The organism is Vibrio sp. ZF 223, from assembly GCF_003050585.1.
Taxonomy (GTDB): Bacteria; Pseudomonadota; Gammaproteobacteria; order Enterobacterales; family Vibrionaceae; genus Vibrio; species Vibrio crassostreae.
In genome coordinates this window covers 213,417-230,682 of sequence record NZ_PIGB01000003.1, presented here as the reverse complement: position 1 = coordinate 230,682, position 17,266 = coordinate 213,417, and the positions used below count along the sequence as shown (strand labels likewise).

Sequence of the window (17,266 nt, the reverse complement as noted above, 5' to 3'; positions counted from 1 at the left end):
GAAGTGCCAGTGCTATCCATAAAATCACGTGGCAATGGCTAATTTTGATAGAGAGATCAAGAACTCACACTTTGACGATAGGTAACGGAGCCACAATTACCGTACTATTGCCCATCAATAAGATAGTAACCGTGTATAAGGGACTTCATTGTTATTAGATCTAGTGATTAAAAGCGTTAATCAATTTCAGGACGATTGCCTAAAGCTCTGTGAACGCCACTACCCGACAGTACACAATCAAGGGATCAGTGAGCACCATATAGGTAAGGCATTTGCCCGCCGGATGGAGCACACCTTCGTTAGTTTTAATCACGCAAGCAACATCAGCCCACTTGAAATGATCTCCTCTGGCGAAACGCCTCGACACTTCCGAATATCTTCTGAGATAGGTACGGTTTGGATGATCAGTCATCATATGGTGAGTGCAGGGAAAACCTGTCGCAGAAAATTGATGTTGGACATCCATAATTGGCAACAAGAGTATGGATTTTCTATTCAACCGAGTGACGTTTTGATCATTGTTTCCGACCATTGGATTAGCCGAAGTAAAAACAGTGGTGAGTTATTGCATTGGTGGATGGGTGAACTCCCAGACGAGATCACTGAATATAGCCAACAAGGCATCACGCTAAGAGAGAGTGATTCTCAATTCGCCACTGAATTAAATAGTAATTTTAAAATCAGCCCTTGCTTTATTAAATTCGGACATCCTCTCAAACGGTCAGGAAATCAACAATTAGTTCGTAAATACCTGCAACTTTATGCCGTACTTCAATGGCAGTAACAATATGGGTCAACTTTTTCACTCCATCTTTAAAGTAAATAGTTAGACCTTCATCCCAATACTTTATAAGACCCAATTCAAACCCTGCCCAATAATCAATCAAAGTTTATCTTCTTTAAAATAATAACTTACACGCTCATCGTTGATATTTTGAGAAGTAGATATCATTTATATGCAAACAGAGCTGTTTGTTAATATCGTAACTTTGACATTCCCCCATAACTTAAGGCTTTGCCCCTACTTTTACCTGGTGTATTAGCGCTGAAAACATATATTGATTGACGTTGATATGAGATAGATTACTCAGGGATTAAATTCACAATAATCATTATTAATGGTGAATGATAAGTAATTTTAATGACTAATATCAATTATCATGCTGTTTTTTCGTTAATTATATTTATTTAAATATTGACTCTACAAATGAGTTTTTATTAATTGACAATTTACTTACACCTGTCAATATTGTGACAGCCGCGACATTTACGTCCGCCATTGAATAAGCCCTCTTTACTAGCGACTATGATTTTATCAGACAGAAGTGAATTTATTAGCTGTATATCCGTAGATGCTGATATGCAGTTCATTGCGAAATACCAAGACCTGACGCTTAGAAGTGTCTATCAGCCTATATTCGATTCTTCTATGACTCAAATAGGCGTGGAAGCTTTGGTGCGCATTTCAAATAACAAAGGTGATACCGTTCGTCCCGATCACTTCTTCCATTCAGACGAAACCTCATGCACAGACAAAATTAATGTAGAGAGGTTGAGCCGAGCAATTCATATTCGCAACTTTGCGCAATCAAATGTTCGTCATTTAAACCTGTTTTTGAACGTTCTTCCAAACGTAGGTGAGCTGTTTGCTGCAGAGAAAGTAAGTGACAGCTTGCTAGCCAAACGCCTTCACGAGCTCAACCTTTCGTGCGAGCAAATTGTAATGGAATTGGTTGAACTCAATGTCGAAAGCGAAGAACGTTTAAAAGACGCAGCCCTCTCACTTGCAGATAATGGCTTTCAAATAGCAGTCGATGATTTCGGAACACAAGCATCAACCGAGCAGCGCGTTCGCCATATCAACCCTCATATAATCAAGATTGATCGCTCTGTTATGTTGGACTTTGAACAAGGTGAAACTCAAGAAATGACCTTGGTACTCGATCTTGCAACCCAAATTGGCGCAAAGACAGTGATTGAAGGAATAGAAACCCAACAACAACTCGAAGCGATGCAGAGCCTAGGCTTCGATATGTATCAAGGCTATCATTTGGCCATGCCAAAACCGATTGAGTTGGATATACGCCTCGCAATCTAGCACTGCCTCTATTCCCGACAAAGCCGCTTTACCATTGGTAAGCGGTTTTTTTAATGTTTATCTATTCGTACCCTTTGCCACTCTCACGTGTCGTCAAATCACACGTATAAAAAAGCCCAGTCAAAACTGACTGGGCTGGCTTAAAAGAATCTGTTTTATATCATTCCCTAATAACCCGCAGTGGACGGTTTGATTCTATATAGAATAGCGAACATCACTGGTACTACTATTAGCGTTAGTACTGTAGCAAAGCCTAAGCCTGCCATGATGGTAATCGCCATCGAGCCGAAAAATGCATCGAATACCAAGGGAATCATGCCCAAGATAGTCGTAAGTGCTGCCATAGATACCGGTCGTACACGACTGATCGCGCTGTCGACAACCGCTACATATGGGTCTTTACCTGTTTGTAGCTCACTGTTGATCTGGTCAAGCAGTACGATTCCGTTCTTCAAAATCATGCCGCTTAGACTCAATAAGCCTAGGAACGCCGTGAAGCTGAATGGCATATTGGTACCTAACAAACCAATTGAAACACCAATGATAGAGAGCGGGACCGTAAACCAAATCACAAGCGGCTTGCGAACCGAGTTAAACAGAAGCATCGTGATGATAAACATCAGCAAGTAACCCATTGGCAGTGAGCCAAACAGAGATTCCTGCGCATCTTTAGAGCTTTCGTACTCACCGCCCCAGCTAATGCTGTAGCCTTCTGGTAAATCTAATGCTTCTACCTTTGGTTTCACACGAGCAAACAGACTCGCTGGCGTTTCATCACCAAGAACATCGTGATCAGCCAATACCGTTAGCGTACGTTTTCTGTCACGACGCTGAATCAGTGGCTCAGACCATTGAAGCTCCACGCCATCAATCACTTGCTCAACTGGGATGTAAGTTTGTAGTGATGGGCTCCAAATCTTCACATTGTTCAGTGATTCAAAGTCAAAACGCTCTTCTTCAGGCAGGCGTGCCACGATAGGTAACATGTGCGTACCATCACGCAATAAGCCTATGTTGTAACCACCAAACGCCATCTGTAGTGTCTCAGACAGATCCGCCTTTGAAATGCCAAGGCGACGTGCCTTTGATTCGTTAAACAGTGGCACGAGCTCTTTGGTGCGTTCACGCCAGTCATTGCGCACATTTCGAGAGCCAGGATCGGCAAGTAAAATATCTTCGACTTCAACCGCAATATTACGCAGTACTTGTGGATCGGCGCCGATAATACGCGCTTCAATTTTTGAAGCTGGTGACGGGCCAAACTCAATCAACTTGAATTGGAACGTCGGTTTTTCAAATTCGTTTGCTAAGTCTTTGTCTAGCGCCGCTAGAGCCTTAAACATAGTGTCACGGTCAGTCGTTCTTACTTGCAACTGGGCGTAAGCTTCGTAGCTTTTCTCTGGTTGGTATGTCAGAGCGAAACGTTGCATGCCCTGCCCAACCGTTGTGGTTACAAACTCTACGTCGTCTTGTTGACGAATGTAGCTTTCAACCTTCTCAGTCTGCTTGATCGTTTCACGAACATCGGTACCTTCTGGCATCCACATGTCGACGTAGAACATCGGTGTGTTTGATGGCGGGAAGAACTGTTGCTTCACCATACCAAAACCAACAATTGATGCAGCTAGCAGAGCGATCATGCTCACTACCGTTAACCATCTGAAGCGCAATGCTAATTTCAGAGACGCGCCGAATACAACAAACAGGATACCTTTGTAAGGGTCTTCGTTTTCATCGACCTTGTCTTCTTCTTTTAGCAACATCTCAGCAAGGAATGGCGTTAGTGTTAGTGCCGTAACCCAACTTAAGAACAATGAGAAACACAATACCCAGAACAGTGAGCCCATGAACTCGCCTGTCGCGTCTTTCGATAAACCAATCGGCGCAAAGGCTGTGATAGCGATAATGGTCGCACCTAACAATGGCCATTGTGTTTGCTTCACGATGTCTTTCGCTGCTTGAAGCTTGGTTTTGCCTTTCTTCAAGCCAACCAAAATACCTTCAACGACAACAATCGCGTTATCCACCAGCATACCCAGTGCGATGATCAAAGCACCCAACGAGATACGGTGCAGTTCAACATCGTTGTAGTCCATCAAGATGAAGGTACCGAACACCGTCAGTAGCAGTACTAAACCGATGATCAAACCACTGCGTAAGCCCATTGCGAACAGAAGTACGATGATAACAATCGCTACCGCTTCAACGAGGCTGATTAAGAAGTCAGCGACTGATTTGTCTACTTCTTGCGCTTGGTTATAGAAGTAATTCAACTCAACACCGGCTGGCTTAATGCTTTCTAAGCGCTCAAGTTCCGCATCAAGCGCATTACCAATCTCAACCACGTTTATGCCTGAAGAGAAAGCAATACCTAAGTTGATCGCTGGTTTACCATTGTACGTTAATACATTGCCCGGCTTTTCTTGAATACCACGAGTCACTTCAGCGACATCTTTCAAACGAATGAGGTTACCCGTATCACGACCATGAATGATCAGGTTTTCTAGCTCTTCAACCGTGCTCAATGTGCCGTTTGGCTTGATCGCTAGGCTTTGACCATTTAGCATCACCTCGCCCGCTGATACCACACTGTTTTGTTGTGCGAGCAGTGATGTCACAGTCGACATATCTAAGTTCAATGCGGCTAAACGTTCTAGTGACATCTCAACGAACAGTTGCTCTTGTTGATCACCGGCAATACTTACCTTGCCGACCCCTTCAACCAGTTCAATTTCGCGAGTTAGATAATCTGCGTACTGTTTTAGCTCTACGTAATCATAGCCATCACCTGTCAACATGATCATCACGCCAAACACATCACCAAAATCATCGATGATCTGGACAGAGTTAACACCACTAGGCAGCGTTGGCTGTAGATCGTTGATCTTTCGACGCATTTCATCCCAGATTTGTGGTAGCTCATCCGGACCGTAATCCATCTTCATGCTAACCATAATTTGAGACATACCATTCGATGAGATCGATGTGATCTTATCGATGTAAGGGAGCTGTCTTATCTCTTTTTCAAGCGGGTAAGTCAGTTCTTCTTCAACTTCCATAGACGTAGCGCCAGGGTAAGTTGAAATAATCATTGCATCTTTAATGGTAAAAGCTGGGTCTTCTAAACGGGATAGATTACCAAAAGACGTCACACCGCCAATGGCCAAAATGACGAGAAACAGCCAGCTGATTACTTTGTTCTTTATTGAATATTCTGCGATGTTCATTCTGCTTTTCCTGACAATTGGATTCCGTCACGGAGTTTTCTTAGATTTGAATTTACGAGTACGTCACCTTGCTCAACGCCATGAGCGATTAATGCGCCTTGGCCACTGATCTTGTCGACTTCGACTTCGCTTTTGAATGCTTGGCCGTCTTCCATTTTCCACACATAGAACTGATTCGCTTCAGAGCCCGCTTCTAGCGTTGTCATTGGTAACTGGTAGCCTTGAACATCGCTCAGGCCCGCTTTCGCCATATCCACATTAACCGTGACGCTCGTGCCCGGCAGAATTTCACTTTCAGGTTGTTGCATCTGCATCCAAAACTCGTATGTACGTGATTGTGGGTGCAATTCACTGGTGTGCTCAAGATACGTCAGTGGGTATTGCCCGGTGTGGCCGCCAAAGGTTGCCTCTGGACGATAGCTATTTGAACGTATCTCTGGGCTAATTGATGCCAAGATAGAATCTGATATTTGAATTCTTACATACACCTTGTCGTTCTGGTATACGTTAAGTAGCGTCTCGCCGGGAGCCGTGTTTTCGAATCGCTGTTTATCAACCGTTGAAACTGTTCCTTGGAATGGCGCTAAAAGCTCCGTGTAACTTAGCTTGCGTTTTGCAGCCGCCAAATTCGCCGACGCCAGCTTGTAGTTAGCAGTCAGTTGATCGTGTTCTGATTGCGATAACATCTCACTGCCAAACATCTCCGTACCACGGGCCAACTGTTTGCTCGCCAGTTTAAATTGAGATTTAGCATCAGTAAGATCTTGGAGGTACGTTGCGTTATCTAAGGTTGCTAATAGTTGCCCTTTTTCGACGTTATCACCCGCTTCTACTAATACTTGTTGAATCTCACCTGATAGCTTAAATGCCAAAGGAGTCAATTCAGCTGGCATCACCTGTCCATTGAAACTTCTGAACTGATTAGTCAGCGGCGCGCCAACTTCAAAGGTAGACACCAACAAAGGCGGTTGTTCACGGTGTACAGCTTCATTGTTACAGGCTTGAAGTAACAGAGCCGACGCGACAACGACTGATAATTTTGAAAGGTTCATTAAATACCGCCCTCACGAAGCCAAGCTTTTACTTGTTGTCCGTCTGATAACACATCGACACCTGCTTCAACAATAAGGTCGCCAGACGACAATCCGTCGATAACCTTGCCTTGCTCATCAAGAAGGACTTGTACTTTAGAAATCAGTTGAGAGTCAGGGTTATAACGCCATAGTTCACCATGGCCTGCGTCTTTGTTTAACCAAGCTGAATCCACAATACCAATGCCATAGTCAGATTTACTTTTCTGAACTTCAACTTGCGCTGTCATGCCAGAAAGTAGATTGATGCCTTCTGGCTTTTCGATAGACACAACCGCTTGGTAGCTGTTGGTGTCTTCATCTGGTTGCGTTGAGATTTCTTTAAAGCGAGTCGGGATACGAATGCCGCGGTGGCTGTCCATCACAACCCACATGTTTGAGCTCGTTAGGTCTTGAATAGAACGGTCTTCAAGCTTTGATACTGGAATTGAAAACGTCACATCCATTTCACTGTGATTCAAGATATTCAGTACAGGCTGCTTTTCTGCAATCAATTGATATTGCTTTCCAAACACCATCGATACCACACCATCGAATGGAGCAACTAAGGTAGTGTAGCCAAGGTTTGTTTTTGCTTGATCCAACTCAACTTCAGCGGCAGTAAAGGTGTTCACGGCTTGGTCGTAGTAATCGGTACTGACCAGCTTTTTTGCATACAACTCAGAAGCTTGTTTGTATTGGCTGTTTGCAAGATCAAATTTAGCTTGGGCTGCGTCAACGGCAATACTGTAATCCGTCGCGTCTAATACGGCTAACACCTGACCTTTCTTCACTTCTTGTCCCATACGAATATCGAATGTTTCTATATCGCCACCCACTTGGAAAGAAAGTGCCGCACGGTCGGTTGCATCAACCTTTGCAATGAAGCTATCAAGATCAATATCAGTCTGTTGCGGGATTTCGAACAGCTTTACAGGCTTGATTACCTGCTCATTTTCCTCTGACTGAACTTTGTCACATCCAGTTAGAGAGCCTGCGAGCAATAGTGCTGCAATAACAGCTCCCATGCGCTTGCTCGATATGGCATTGATAGACAAATTGGACTGCATGATGTCTCTCCATTTAATTATTATGATTTATTACACAGATGGGCAGTATATTTAATATTAAAGAATTCTCAAGCTTTACTTTCCACTTGTGCAGTATTTTTTATTTCAGTAAAAACAGTGTAGAATGTGGTAATCAGGTAAATATGTGAAATGAAGATGACTGAAAAGAAACAAGGTAGAAGAAGCGCGAAAGATGCTGAAGAGACGAGATTTTTGATCATGGGTGTTGCCGCGGATATGTTCTGTGAGCATGGTTATGATAGCGTTTCGCTTCGTAACATTAGTGAGAAAGCAGGCGTATCGCATAGCCTTATTCGCCATCATTTTGGTAGCAAAGAAAAGATCTGGCATGCTATAAGCGATTGTTTACACGACTATTTTCAGTCTTATATTGCTAAGATAATGGAAGAGCTACCAAAAGGTATTGCGCCGAATATTTCGATTTATTTATTCGCTATGCGCTTGTTTACTAATATGATTCACTCACGCAGACCAATGCAACTTCTCTCAGATTCAGTGCGTCAAGAAGATAACTTGGTTGATTACTTTATCGATAACGTTGGTGATGTTGAGAAAGAAATTAATGGACTGGCGAAACAATATAACGACGCCAATCCAGATAATCTGATCAACATTTACGAAGTAAAATGGCAAATGATCATCTACGCGAACGCCGCGGTGTGCCTAACACCGTTCATGGAGAGTACGTGGAATGAAGGCGACATGGTCACCTCCCCCGAAGAGTCCTTAATCAAGCATTGGCAACTATTCAACTCACAAATGGTAAGTAAATTTAGAATCGAAGAGCAATGGGTGCTAAACCCAACTAGCTTAGAAGAACTGATTTACGAAGTGCCCTGTGTATGGAAGTGCAATCAAGAACATAATTAACCCAGTATTTTTATCTGCATTGGTCATAAATTGATTTACTTGAAACAAAAATGCGCCGTTACAGAGCCAACTGTAACGGCGCATTTTTATATGTATAGAATTTTAAACTGGAGCATGTTCCAGTTTGTTAACGACGTGCTTTACCGCGGTTTTGGTGAATCTTAAGCTTTGCTTTCATCTTACGTTTTTCTGATGAACGACTCTTACTGCGACCACCGCGCTCTGGTGCTAGATCTTTTTCTAGGCTAGGTTCAAAGCCTTCTAGCCACTCTTGAGGCAAGCGCGTATCAAGCAGTCGCTCAATGTCACCCAATAAGTAAGCTTCATCCTGACTCATCAACGAAATCGCTAAACCGCTGTTACCTGCGCGACCAGTACGTCCGATACGGTGAACGTAATCTTCAGCTTTGTATGGCATGTCATAGTTTACAACTTGTTCTAACTGCTGGATATCAATACCACGAGCTGCTACGTCGGTTGCGATCAACGCACGAACTTTGCCTGATTTGAAATCGTCTAATGCTTTTTCACGCGCACCCTGGCTCTTATCACCATTGATTGACGCCGCTTTAATACCGTCTAACTTAAGCTCTTTAACGAGAGCGTCGGTGCCCTGCTTAGTCTTTGTAAACACCAACACTTGTTGCCAGTTTTTTGAGCCAATCAAATACGCCAATAATTCACTTTTTCGCGACTTATCTACCGGATAAACCATCTGTGTTACGGTTTCAGCGGTGCTGTTTTTTGGCGTAACTTGAATTTCACTTGGCTTCTGCATCATACGATGCGCAATCGCTTTGATTTTGTTATCAAACGTTGCAGAGAAGAACAGCGTTTGACGCACTTCGTTCATGCGAGAAAGAATACGTTTGATGTCAGGAATGAAACCCATATCTAACATACGGTCAGCTTCGTCTAGCACCAGCACTTCCGTTTGGCTCAACATGATGTTCCTAGTAAACATATGGTCAATAAGACGACCAGGCGTCGCAACAAGAATATCAGCGCCTCCACGTAGGTTATCAGTTTGAACCTTCATGCTAACGCCGCCGTAAGCCACCACAACTTTGATGTCGGTGCCCTTTGCGTAGCTAGTTAAGTTATCAAACACCTGCTGTGCCAATTCACGAGTTGGTACTAATACAAGCGCACGAACGAGCTTCGGGTTTGGAATAACGTTGTCTTTCGTCTCGATTAACCTTTGAATAATCGGTAAACCAAACGCAGCCGTTTTACCCGTACCCGTTTGAGCACCCGCCAGTACATCTTTGCCTTCTAATACCAATGGAATCGCTTGTTCTTGAACACTGGATGGAGCCGTAAAGTTAAGCTCTGATAGCGTAGCAAGAAGGTGCTCAGACAATCCTAGTTGGTTAAAAGATTTAGTAGATTCAGACATAGTATGATGCTCAAAGATTAAATAGGCGCGGATTGTAGCAAACCTGCATTACGCTGTTTACCTTTCCTTTTGATTTTTCTTCATTTGAAGCGCATTAAACTGCTTCGCTTCTTCTAAAACATTGGGATAAAGCTCATAAAAGTGACACTGCAACGTATCATAGTGACGTTCGAGATCATCGTAACATGCCTCGAGCATACCGAGCTTTGGTCTTCTCAACGCCATTCGCTGCAATACCACCTCGATTGATGACATGTCTTGATAGCTCTCTAACCATCTATGCTCAGCCATTTTCTGATGAACCATAACGAAATTTTCTGGCCAGTGTGGCTCTTGATTTTCAAAGATCTGCTCATGGCTATCGAAACAAAAACGTTCTAATGTCTGCTGCGAGAACTGAGCCCAATGATTGGCTAAGCAGTGATCCCAAAATACATCGAGTGCGATAGGCGCAAAGCGTCGTGTTTGGTCTGAAAAGAGAGATTTTGCAGAGCGAGAAACATCATGACGATCAGTATAGCTATCAACAAATCGATGAAGCCTAATGCCGTCAGAGAGTGAATCCGAATAGTGTTTATTCGGGTCACCCTTAACGAAGTCACCTAACAGGTTACCGGCTAAGTTACTGTTGCAGTGTTGAGCGATGTGTAGGTGTGCGAGAAAGTTCATTGAACCTCATTAAAGTATCGAGAACTAAGTAACATGGTAAACGTACTCGTTTATCTTCGCGAACTTTAATGAGGATAGTTTTGATATGACGTGTGAGCGAATGAGATTTGCTCAGTTTAAGAATTGTCTAATTTGAGAACGTTGAACTACAAAAAACTTTTAGCTAAGGAAGCTTTCGTTTAAGTACTTTTGCTTAAAAAGCTCAAGTTAAAAATTTAAAAGCTTAGTTCGAAGACTTAAAAAGTTCTTCTGCTAATTGTTTAACTGTCTGTTCATAGTCAGACAAGTCAATGCCAATTTCCATAGCATCTAACAACTCAAGACTTTCGTCATTATAAGATTGGTCACTCATTGTGCCCCCTCTATTCCTTGGTGTGGACATGATGTCCTGTTAACTAGTGCACCATCTTGGACTTATATTATGTCACTTTGATGAACGCACTCTACTCTACCCATTCCATATTTATAGCTTGAAGCTACTCGCGATCATTAGCGCTTGTTTACGCTAAAGGGGTATACGCGAACGACATATTTACTGCCACCTTACACCAAGTACAACTGATTACTCTACAAATTTTGAAGCAGATCATGGTCAAACGTTTGCTTCTCCCTTTTCAACACCTAACCCTCAAATGTGTGTAAATTAATATTTACAGTGCATATTTTTAATTACATTAGATATTGCATTTGGAATTAAACTCAATCAGAATACTTCAAAATCGAGATATTCTTTGGGTTTATGCGCTTAAGCTAGAAGAATTACAATGAAAACACACCCTAACGTAAAGAATTATATACAATGAATAAATCAAAGGTTTTTGGTAGTACTTTGATCATTGCAGGCACAACGATTGGTGCTGGCATGCTTGCTCTTCCACTTGCTTCTGCAGGTATTGGCTTTTCAACTTCACTTTTCTTAATGCTGGGTTTGTGGGCTTTAATGGCATTCACTGCCTTATTAATGGTCGAGCTTCACCAATTCGCAGAATCTGATGCAACCCTACACACCTTAGCTCATACAATTTTAGGGACGAAAGGAAAGTGGATCGCGAGCTTCGCAGTGATGTTTCTGTTTTACGCTTTATGCGCTGCATACATCGCGGGCGGTGGCGCTCAGTTTAACCAACGTATTTCAGATATCGCGGGCCTTGAACTCAATGGCCAAGTCACGACTCTTCTGTTTACCTTGTTGGTTGCAGGCGTTGTAACGATTGGTACACACAGTGTCGATAAAGTTAACCGCGTTTTATTTGGCTTAAAGCTGGTTGCAATGGTTCTGGTACTGAGCTTCCTAGCACCTAACATCACTTCTCAATACTTGCTGAGCATGCCTTTACAACAAGGTCTGATTGTTGCAGCTATCCCGGTTGTGTTCACCTCTTTCGGTTTCCACGGCAGCATCCCATCGATCGTTCGTTACTTAGATGGAGACGTTCGCTCTCTACGCAAGGTAATGATTGTCGGTTCTGCGTTACCTTTGGTTATCTACGTATTCTGGCAGAGCGTCACTTTGGGCGTAGTAAGCCAAGAACAACTGTTGTCAGACACAAGCTTGGGTGCACTTTTAGTTTCGCTTTCGCAAACCGTTCATCAATCAAATCTAAGCGTGATCGTAGGCGTGTTCGCTGACCTTGCTCTTCTTACCTCATTTATTGGCGTGAGCTTAGGTCTATTCGAATTTATGGGTGACTCGCTAAGCAAAAAACTAGGCAGTGCAAAGCGCGTTAAAACCGCTGTTATCACCTTCTTACCGCCTTTAGGCTTCGCCCTGTTTTACCCACAAGGTTTTATCATGGCGTTGGGTTATGCTGCGATTGCACTTTCAGTGCTGGCGATTCTTCTACCTACCGTAATGGTATACAAAGTTCGCTACACAGATTTCTCGGTAAAATCTCATGGTACTGAAGCGACTTACCAGGTGTTGGGTGGAAGCAAAGCGTTATTTTTAGCGGGTAGCATTGGCGTATTTATCATTGCCATTCAAATCCTTATATCAGTAGGCCTAATACCGTCTTTGGGCTAATAAACCCATACAGGATATAAATACTTGATTGAGATCTCATAAATGACATGTTGCTATCATTAATTTTCACAATTAGTCGATTGATATCACATTTTTATTGAGGTCGGTTATTTAGAGTCCACGGTAAAGGATTTACCGTGGAGTTTTTATGAAAGAAGTACAATTTCGAACGATAGACAAACTGTTTATTAAAATGTCTATCAACGATAAGTTTTGGGTCATTTTCTTAATCTTTTTCGCCGCTGTGGCGAGCCTAGCTGGACTCAACTACGTCAATAAAATGGAACAAATTGACGCAAGTGCAAAACAGCAAGTTGAGTATCAACTCAAAGGTATTTTATCAGCGTCAGATTCTCCTGCCTCTGTTCGTACTGTTAGCCAACAAACTCGTCCTCAAGAGACCATCATTTCGAACAATGGCGCGGTTACCGCAACGGCTATTGGACAAGATGGTAATTATTACTCTCTTACCGTCTCAAACAACGATACACAAAACCAAAAGCAGCAAGCACTGTACACTTTATTACTCAGTCTTTTATGGTGTGTGCCTTTTGGTCTTTTCTGTTACTGGGTAGCGACCTTCTTAGGTGGCGCTCTTTGGGTACTTTATTCAACCACTCAAAAGATTGGTGATGGTGACTTAACTTCACGCCTTGGCTTCCATCCTGGCCGTGACGAATTCGGCACAATTGGTTGTGCTCTTGACCGTTCAATGGACACGCTCAGTGAGTTAGTTAACAACGTAAACCACAGTGCAGCAACCCTAAGTGAAACGTCGGCTTCTTTCGAAACAGAGATGAAGCGCAGCGAAACACAAATCATGAGCCAAAACGCATCTCTAGATTCGGTTGCTACTGCAATGGACCAGATGACCGCATCTGCCAATGAAGTGTCTAACATCTCTGCACGTTCAACAGAGCAAACAGAGCAAGACGCACAGCAGATCAACGACAGCCACGCGAAGGTTCAACAAGCAATCTCAGAAATCACCACCCTTTCTTCTTTGATTGAACAAACCTCATCTTCTGTGACCAGCTTGAATGTGAACACGAGCCAAATTAACGAAGTCATCACGACGATCAACGCAATTTCAGAACAAACCAACTTACTGGCTTTGAACGCTGCGATTGAAGCCGCTCGTGCGGGCGAACAAGGTCGTGGTTTCGCTGTTGTTGCTGATGAAGTAAGAACACTCGCAAGTCGCACTCAGTCAGCTACCGTTGAGATCCAAGCGATGATTGAGCGCTTACAACAAGAGAGTCAAAATATTGCAAAGATCACAGAGCAAACGGTCGATCAGGCGCAAACCAGTAGCCAGCTGATTTCTAACATTGGTCACGACGTAAACTCGATTGCAGATTCTGCACAAGCGCTGATGGACATGAGTATCCAGATTGCAACATCAGCCGATGAACAAAGCAACGTTGCCAATACGATTGCCGCAAAACTTAACGATATTCGCAGCCAATCCGATGTGATTAAAGACGTCGCTCAGAATTCGTCAAATGGTGTATCTAGACTAACGGAAGCGTCGGTTTCTCTGTCTCAGACGTTGGCGCGATACCGCACTTAAGGATCTGCAGGCTAGCTAGCGACGTGAATTGAAAATAACTAATGAGGACTCGTAATGGGTCCTTTTTTTTGACTTTTGTTTAATAACATTACAAGAATCATGGTCAATAACGATGACATTATCAATTACCATGAAGCAAGTCGCAAAGGAGAGATTAAGAAGTGTAAGAACTGTCTAATATTCGAGCTTAGGAGTAATCTAATTGAACGGGTCTTTTTTCGCTTACCCTCTTGCTGCAGGTGACACATAATGAATAAAACAGAAACACCAAACACCGACGACATTACATGCCCTTTATGCCAACACGACGAGTATCTGCTTTCAGAAAGTGGTGAGAAGTTTACTTGTGCATCTTGCGGTTTCCATACCAAACAATTTAGTAAGGTAGTCAGCCTTCAATTAAGCTCTACCCCACCAAAGCTGCAGAATTCGATATATCACCATTTGAGCAGTGCTTGCCATTAATCCAAACTGAAATTTCTTCTAAACTGTAGATATCCTGAGCCGCGAGTTCTGCTGAGTCGGCTTCGGGATCTACGATTGCTTCATCAATACTCGGGCGTAATCGAAACGATTGGATACCCGCACGAACACCAGCCTCAATCCCTTTTAACGTATCATCCACGTAGATGCACTCATTTGGTAGAAAGCCCATATTCATGGCCGTGTACATGATTAGATCAGGTTCTGGCTTCCAACTGTTAGCATCAAAAGCTGAGAACACTTTACCTTTAAAATCATCGAGCATGCCTGTCATCGCCAATGAAGATTCAACTCTAGATTTCGGTGCATTGGAAGCGATACAAAACTCAATGTCTTGTTGTTTGAGGAATTCAATAAGTTCGATAGCGCCGTCCATCGGCTTTAAATGACGCTGAAACAGTGCTTCTAATTCGATCCGGTATAACGGTTCTAGTGTGTCAATTGAGATAGATAAGCCTAAACGCGCTTGCGTATCCATTAAGATGTCGGCCAGCTTCCCACCTTGGAAGTGCGCATAACAGTCGTTGACGTTCAACTTCGCCCCAAAGCCAGTGAAAACGTTCACCAAAGCTTGGCAGCACAGCTTTTCACTGTCGATAAGTGTTCCATCACAATCGAAAATTACACATTTAGTCTGTTCTAACCGCATAGGTATCTCACTCAGATTGAATCCAAGTTTTATCCTATAGTGTTCTTTCAGTACGCGAGATGATTAAGGTAACAATTTACGGAAACAGGCTTATTTCTCTTCGCGAAATATGGAGTTGATCACTTTATCGCTCGGCATAAGCAACAGTTTTCATCAAATTAACCAAGATCCTACGAAATCAAATACTGCGAGGTTTACATAAGCGACTCAATTTCAGGGGAAAATATAAATCACCACTTCCTAGCCGGATCGTGGTGACTAGATAAAAAACCAAGATGTATAAACGATTAATATAGACTTAGCGAACAACCGGCTCTTCTAAAACCTTAGCTTCAAGCGAACGTGAAATCGCATATTCCACAGTTCCAGTATCGGGATAAGAATCTCGGATAGCGACAAACTCGGGTAAGTGTTTCAGTAGCAATGTCGTTAGCTGAGGATCAAACTGGTAGCCACACTCTCGCTCGAACAAATCGACGACCATATCTAACGGCCACGGTTCTTTATAGCAACGAGCACTAAGCAGCGCATCAAAGACGTCGGCTACGGCAGTGATGCGAGCAAACAGGTGAATTTCATCTCCCACTTTGCCATTCGGGTATCCTGTTCCATCCCAGCGCTCGTGATGTTCGTTAGCAATGATTGCCGCGAGGTTGGTAATATCACCCGCTCCGCTCTTCAGTAAGTTATAGCCAGCCGTAGTATGAAGCTTCATCACCTCCCACTCTTGGTCGGTTAATTTACCAGGTTTATCCAAGATCGATTCAGGGACAGAAATCTTACCCACATCGTGCATCGGGCTGATGATCTCAATCATCTCGACCTCGCGATGGCTCAAGCCACGATACTTAGCGAGCAATGAGGATAACTTGGCTACACGCTTAACGTGATTACCGGTTTCGCCAGAGCGGGTTTCAATCGCCTCGCCGAGAACATGAATCATATCCTTTTGGATATTCAAGGTCTGTTTCTGAAGCTTTAAGATTCGTTTGTTCTTATTGGCCAACTCTTTCTTTTGGCGCAGAGTGACAAATTGCATCAAGATGATCAGGCTCAAACCCGCAATCACCATCGACAGCCCCATTAACAACTGGAAGTTTTTGCGAATAAAGGAAGAAGGTTCGTTAATGAATACCGCTTCATCAGGTAATGCGTTGGCACTAATCCCGTATCGTTTCATTGCAGGGTAGTTGAATACAAAACGTTTGTTATCTCCGGGAGTTAACGGTTCTGCAAAACCGAGAGGAAGGTATTTGTCTAGCGCATCAACTGCCTCCTCACCCATGCTTTGTGAGTGATTCACATAACCACCGAGAACATCGCCCGAAATATAAAACTGCCACAACGCGAACACTGGTGCAGCACTCGCTTTTGACAAGGTATCCGCAATCTCTTGGTAAGTGTGGTAAACCCCTTGTTTCAACTCAGTGTTGTAATGACTGAGCAATACCGCATCGTCTGCAGAGATTCCTTCCAAAAACTGGCTTGTATGCTCCAGCGACAAATCGCGAATTTCTATGAGGTTGATATTTGGAAATTCAGCAATCATTTTGTTCATTTCTTTGTGAATTAACTCAGACGTGACACTGTAATCATTTACAAAATAGAGGTTCTTTAGATTAGGCCTTAATTTGGAGATCAGCTTAATATTAACGTCTATCTGATCGTTCTCGTAAAGCACAGTTGCTCTGTCAGATACTGCATACATATCGGTACTGGTGTCATTGATTCCCACCGCCACTACAGGAGTAGAACGGTCAATTAAAGCACCTAACGATTCAAGGAAATTTGCTGCGTTATCGTCCGTCGCAATTACGCCATCAAACTTGTAACCTGCATATTTCGCACGTAAGTAGTTCGCGAGAGAGTCATAGTACTCTGGGCTGTGGACACGCTTTGAATCCAAATACTCGATTGAGAGTTTAACTTCGGTTTGAGACTGGCTGAACGCACTGTCTATCCCTTTTTGGAAGTCAGCAGTCCATTGATAAGAAGGTTCGTATGAGTGTAAAACTAGGATGCGTTTAATATCCCAGTCGTTAGCAAAGCTGAGTGAAGAATAAGCGCTAACACACAATACAGCGATTGATATCAATAGCTTGTACATACAATAC

General features: G+C 43.1%; 13 protein-coding genes. 5 read left to right on the top strand and 8 right to left on the bottom strand.

All coding sequences use genetic code 11. The annotated features are described in order from the left end of the window. Window positions 1-148 precede the first annotated feature (148 nt). Together CWO13_RS08525 and CWO13_RS08520 are read left to right on the top strand one after the other, a co-directional pair. Window positions 149-784 carry a hypothetical protein gene (locus CWO13_RS08525; RefSeq protein ID WP_108082793.1) on the top strand — a complete coding sequence of 212 codons (636 nt, stop codon included), beginning with the start codon at window positions 149-151 and terminating at the stop codon, window positions 782-784. Window positions 785-1,360: 576 nt separating this feature from the next. After that, a complete protein-coding gene (locus tag CWO13_RS08520) occupies window positions 1,361-2,098 on the top strand; it encodes an EAL domain-containing protein (protein WP_102433333.1) in 738 nt (245 codons plus the stop codon). 167 nt (window positions 2,099-2,265) lie between these two features. On the opposite strand, the gene CWO13_RS08515 is transcribed toward CWO13_RS08520, so the two are convergent. From CWO13_RS08515 to CWO13_RS08505, 3 genes are read right to left on the bottom strand one after another with little or no spacing between them, the layout of a single operon-like run. Further along, the gene (locus tag CWO13_RS08515) at window positions 2,266-5,325 is read right to left on the bottom strand and encodes an efflux RND transporter permease subunit (RefSeq protein ID WP_108082792.1); all 3,060 of its coding nucleotides are present in this window, start codon (window positions 5,323-5,325) and stop codon (window positions 2,266-2,268) included. After that, window positions 5,322-6,377, bottom strand: a complete 1,056-nt coding sequence (locus CWO13_RS08510; protein ID WP_108082791.1) for an efflux RND transporter periplasmic adaptor subunit — start codon at window positions 6,375-6,377, stop codon at window positions 5,322-5,324. Before CWO13_RS08510 ends, CWO13_RS08515 begins: the two co-directional genes overlap by 4 nt. Further along, complete coding sequence (locus CWO13_RS08505) at window positions 6,377-7,465, bottom strand: efflux RND transporter periplasmic adaptor subunit (RefSeq protein ID WP_102478852.1); 1,089 nt, start codon at window positions 7,463-7,465, stop codon at window positions 6,377-6,379. The genes CWO13_RS08510 and CWO13_RS08505 overlap by 1 nt, the downstream gene beginning before the upstream one ends. 150 nt (window positions 7,466-7,615) lie before the next feature. Between CWO13_RS08505 and CWO13_RS08500 the strand changes: the two genes are divergently transcribed. Next, the gene (locus tag CWO13_RS08500) at window positions 7,616-8,356 is read left to right on the top strand and encodes a TetR/AcrR family transcriptional regulator (RefSeq protein ID WP_102480545.1); all 741 of its coding nucleotides are present in this window, start codon (window positions 7,616-7,618) and stop codon (window positions 8,354-8,356) included. Window positions 8,357-8,483: 127 nt separating this feature from the next. Here the strand turns inward: CWO13_RS08500 and CWO13_RS08495 are convergent, their stop codons facing one another. The 3 genes from CWO13_RS08495 to CWO13_RS23670 all read right to left on the bottom strand — a co-directional run bounded on the left by CWO13_RS08495 (window position 8,484) and on the right by CWO13_RS23670 (window position 10,776). After that, entirely contained in the window at window positions 8,484-9,755 is a 1,272-nt protein-coding gene (locus tag CWO13_RS08495) for a DEAD/DEAH box helicase (RefSeq protein WP_108082790.1), read from the bottom strand. Window positions 9,756-9,812: 57 nt separating this feature from the next. After that, complete coding sequence (locus CWO13_RS08490) at window positions 9,813-10,424, bottom strand: acyl carrier protein phosphodiesterase (RefSeq protein WP_102433327.1); 612 nt, start codon at window positions 10,422-10,424, stop codon at window positions 9,813-9,815. Window positions 10,425-10,647: 223 nt separating this feature from the next. Next, entirely contained in the window at window positions 10,648-10,776 is a 129-nt protein-coding gene (locus tag CWO13_RS23670) for a hypothetical protein (protein ID WP_017059831.1), read from the bottom strand. Between the two features lie 447 nt (window positions 10,777-11,223). On the opposite strand from CWO13_RS23670, the gene CWO13_RS08485 reads away from it, so the two are divergent. Beyond that, window positions 11,224-12,447 (top strand): aromatic amino acid transport family protein, encoded by a 1,224-nt coding sequence (locus tag CWO13_RS08485; protein WP_102431257.1) that lies wholly within the window; start codon window positions 11,224-11,226, stop codon window positions 12,445-12,447. A 148-nt stretch (window positions 12,448-12,595) separates the two neighbouring features. After that, a complete protein-coding gene (locus CWO13_RS08480) occupies window positions 12,596-14,020 on the top strand; it encodes a methyl-accepting chemotaxis protein (RefSeq protein ID WP_108082789.1) in 1,425 nt (474 codons plus the stop codon). Window positions 14,021-14,426: 406 nt separating this feature from the next. Here the strand turns inward: CWO13_RS08480 and CWO13_RS08470 are convergent, their stop codons facing one another. Both CWO13_RS08470 and CWO13_RS08465 read right to left on the bottom strand, forming a co-directional pair. Further along, complete coding sequence (locus tag CWO13_RS08470) at window positions 14,427-15,152, bottom strand: HAD-IA family hydrolase (RefSeq protein WP_102530253.1); 726 nt, start codon at window positions 15,150-15,152, stop codon at window positions 14,427-14,429. A 298-nt stretch (window positions 15,153-15,450) separates the two neighbouring features. Beyond that, on the bottom strand, window positions 15,451-17,259 hold the full coding sequence (locus CWO13_RS08465; RefSeq protein ID WP_108082788.1) for an HD domain-containing phosphohydrolase: 1,809 nt from the start codon (window positions 17,257-17,259) through the stop codon (window positions 15,451-15,453). Window positions 17,260-17,266 lie beyond the last annotated feature (7 nt).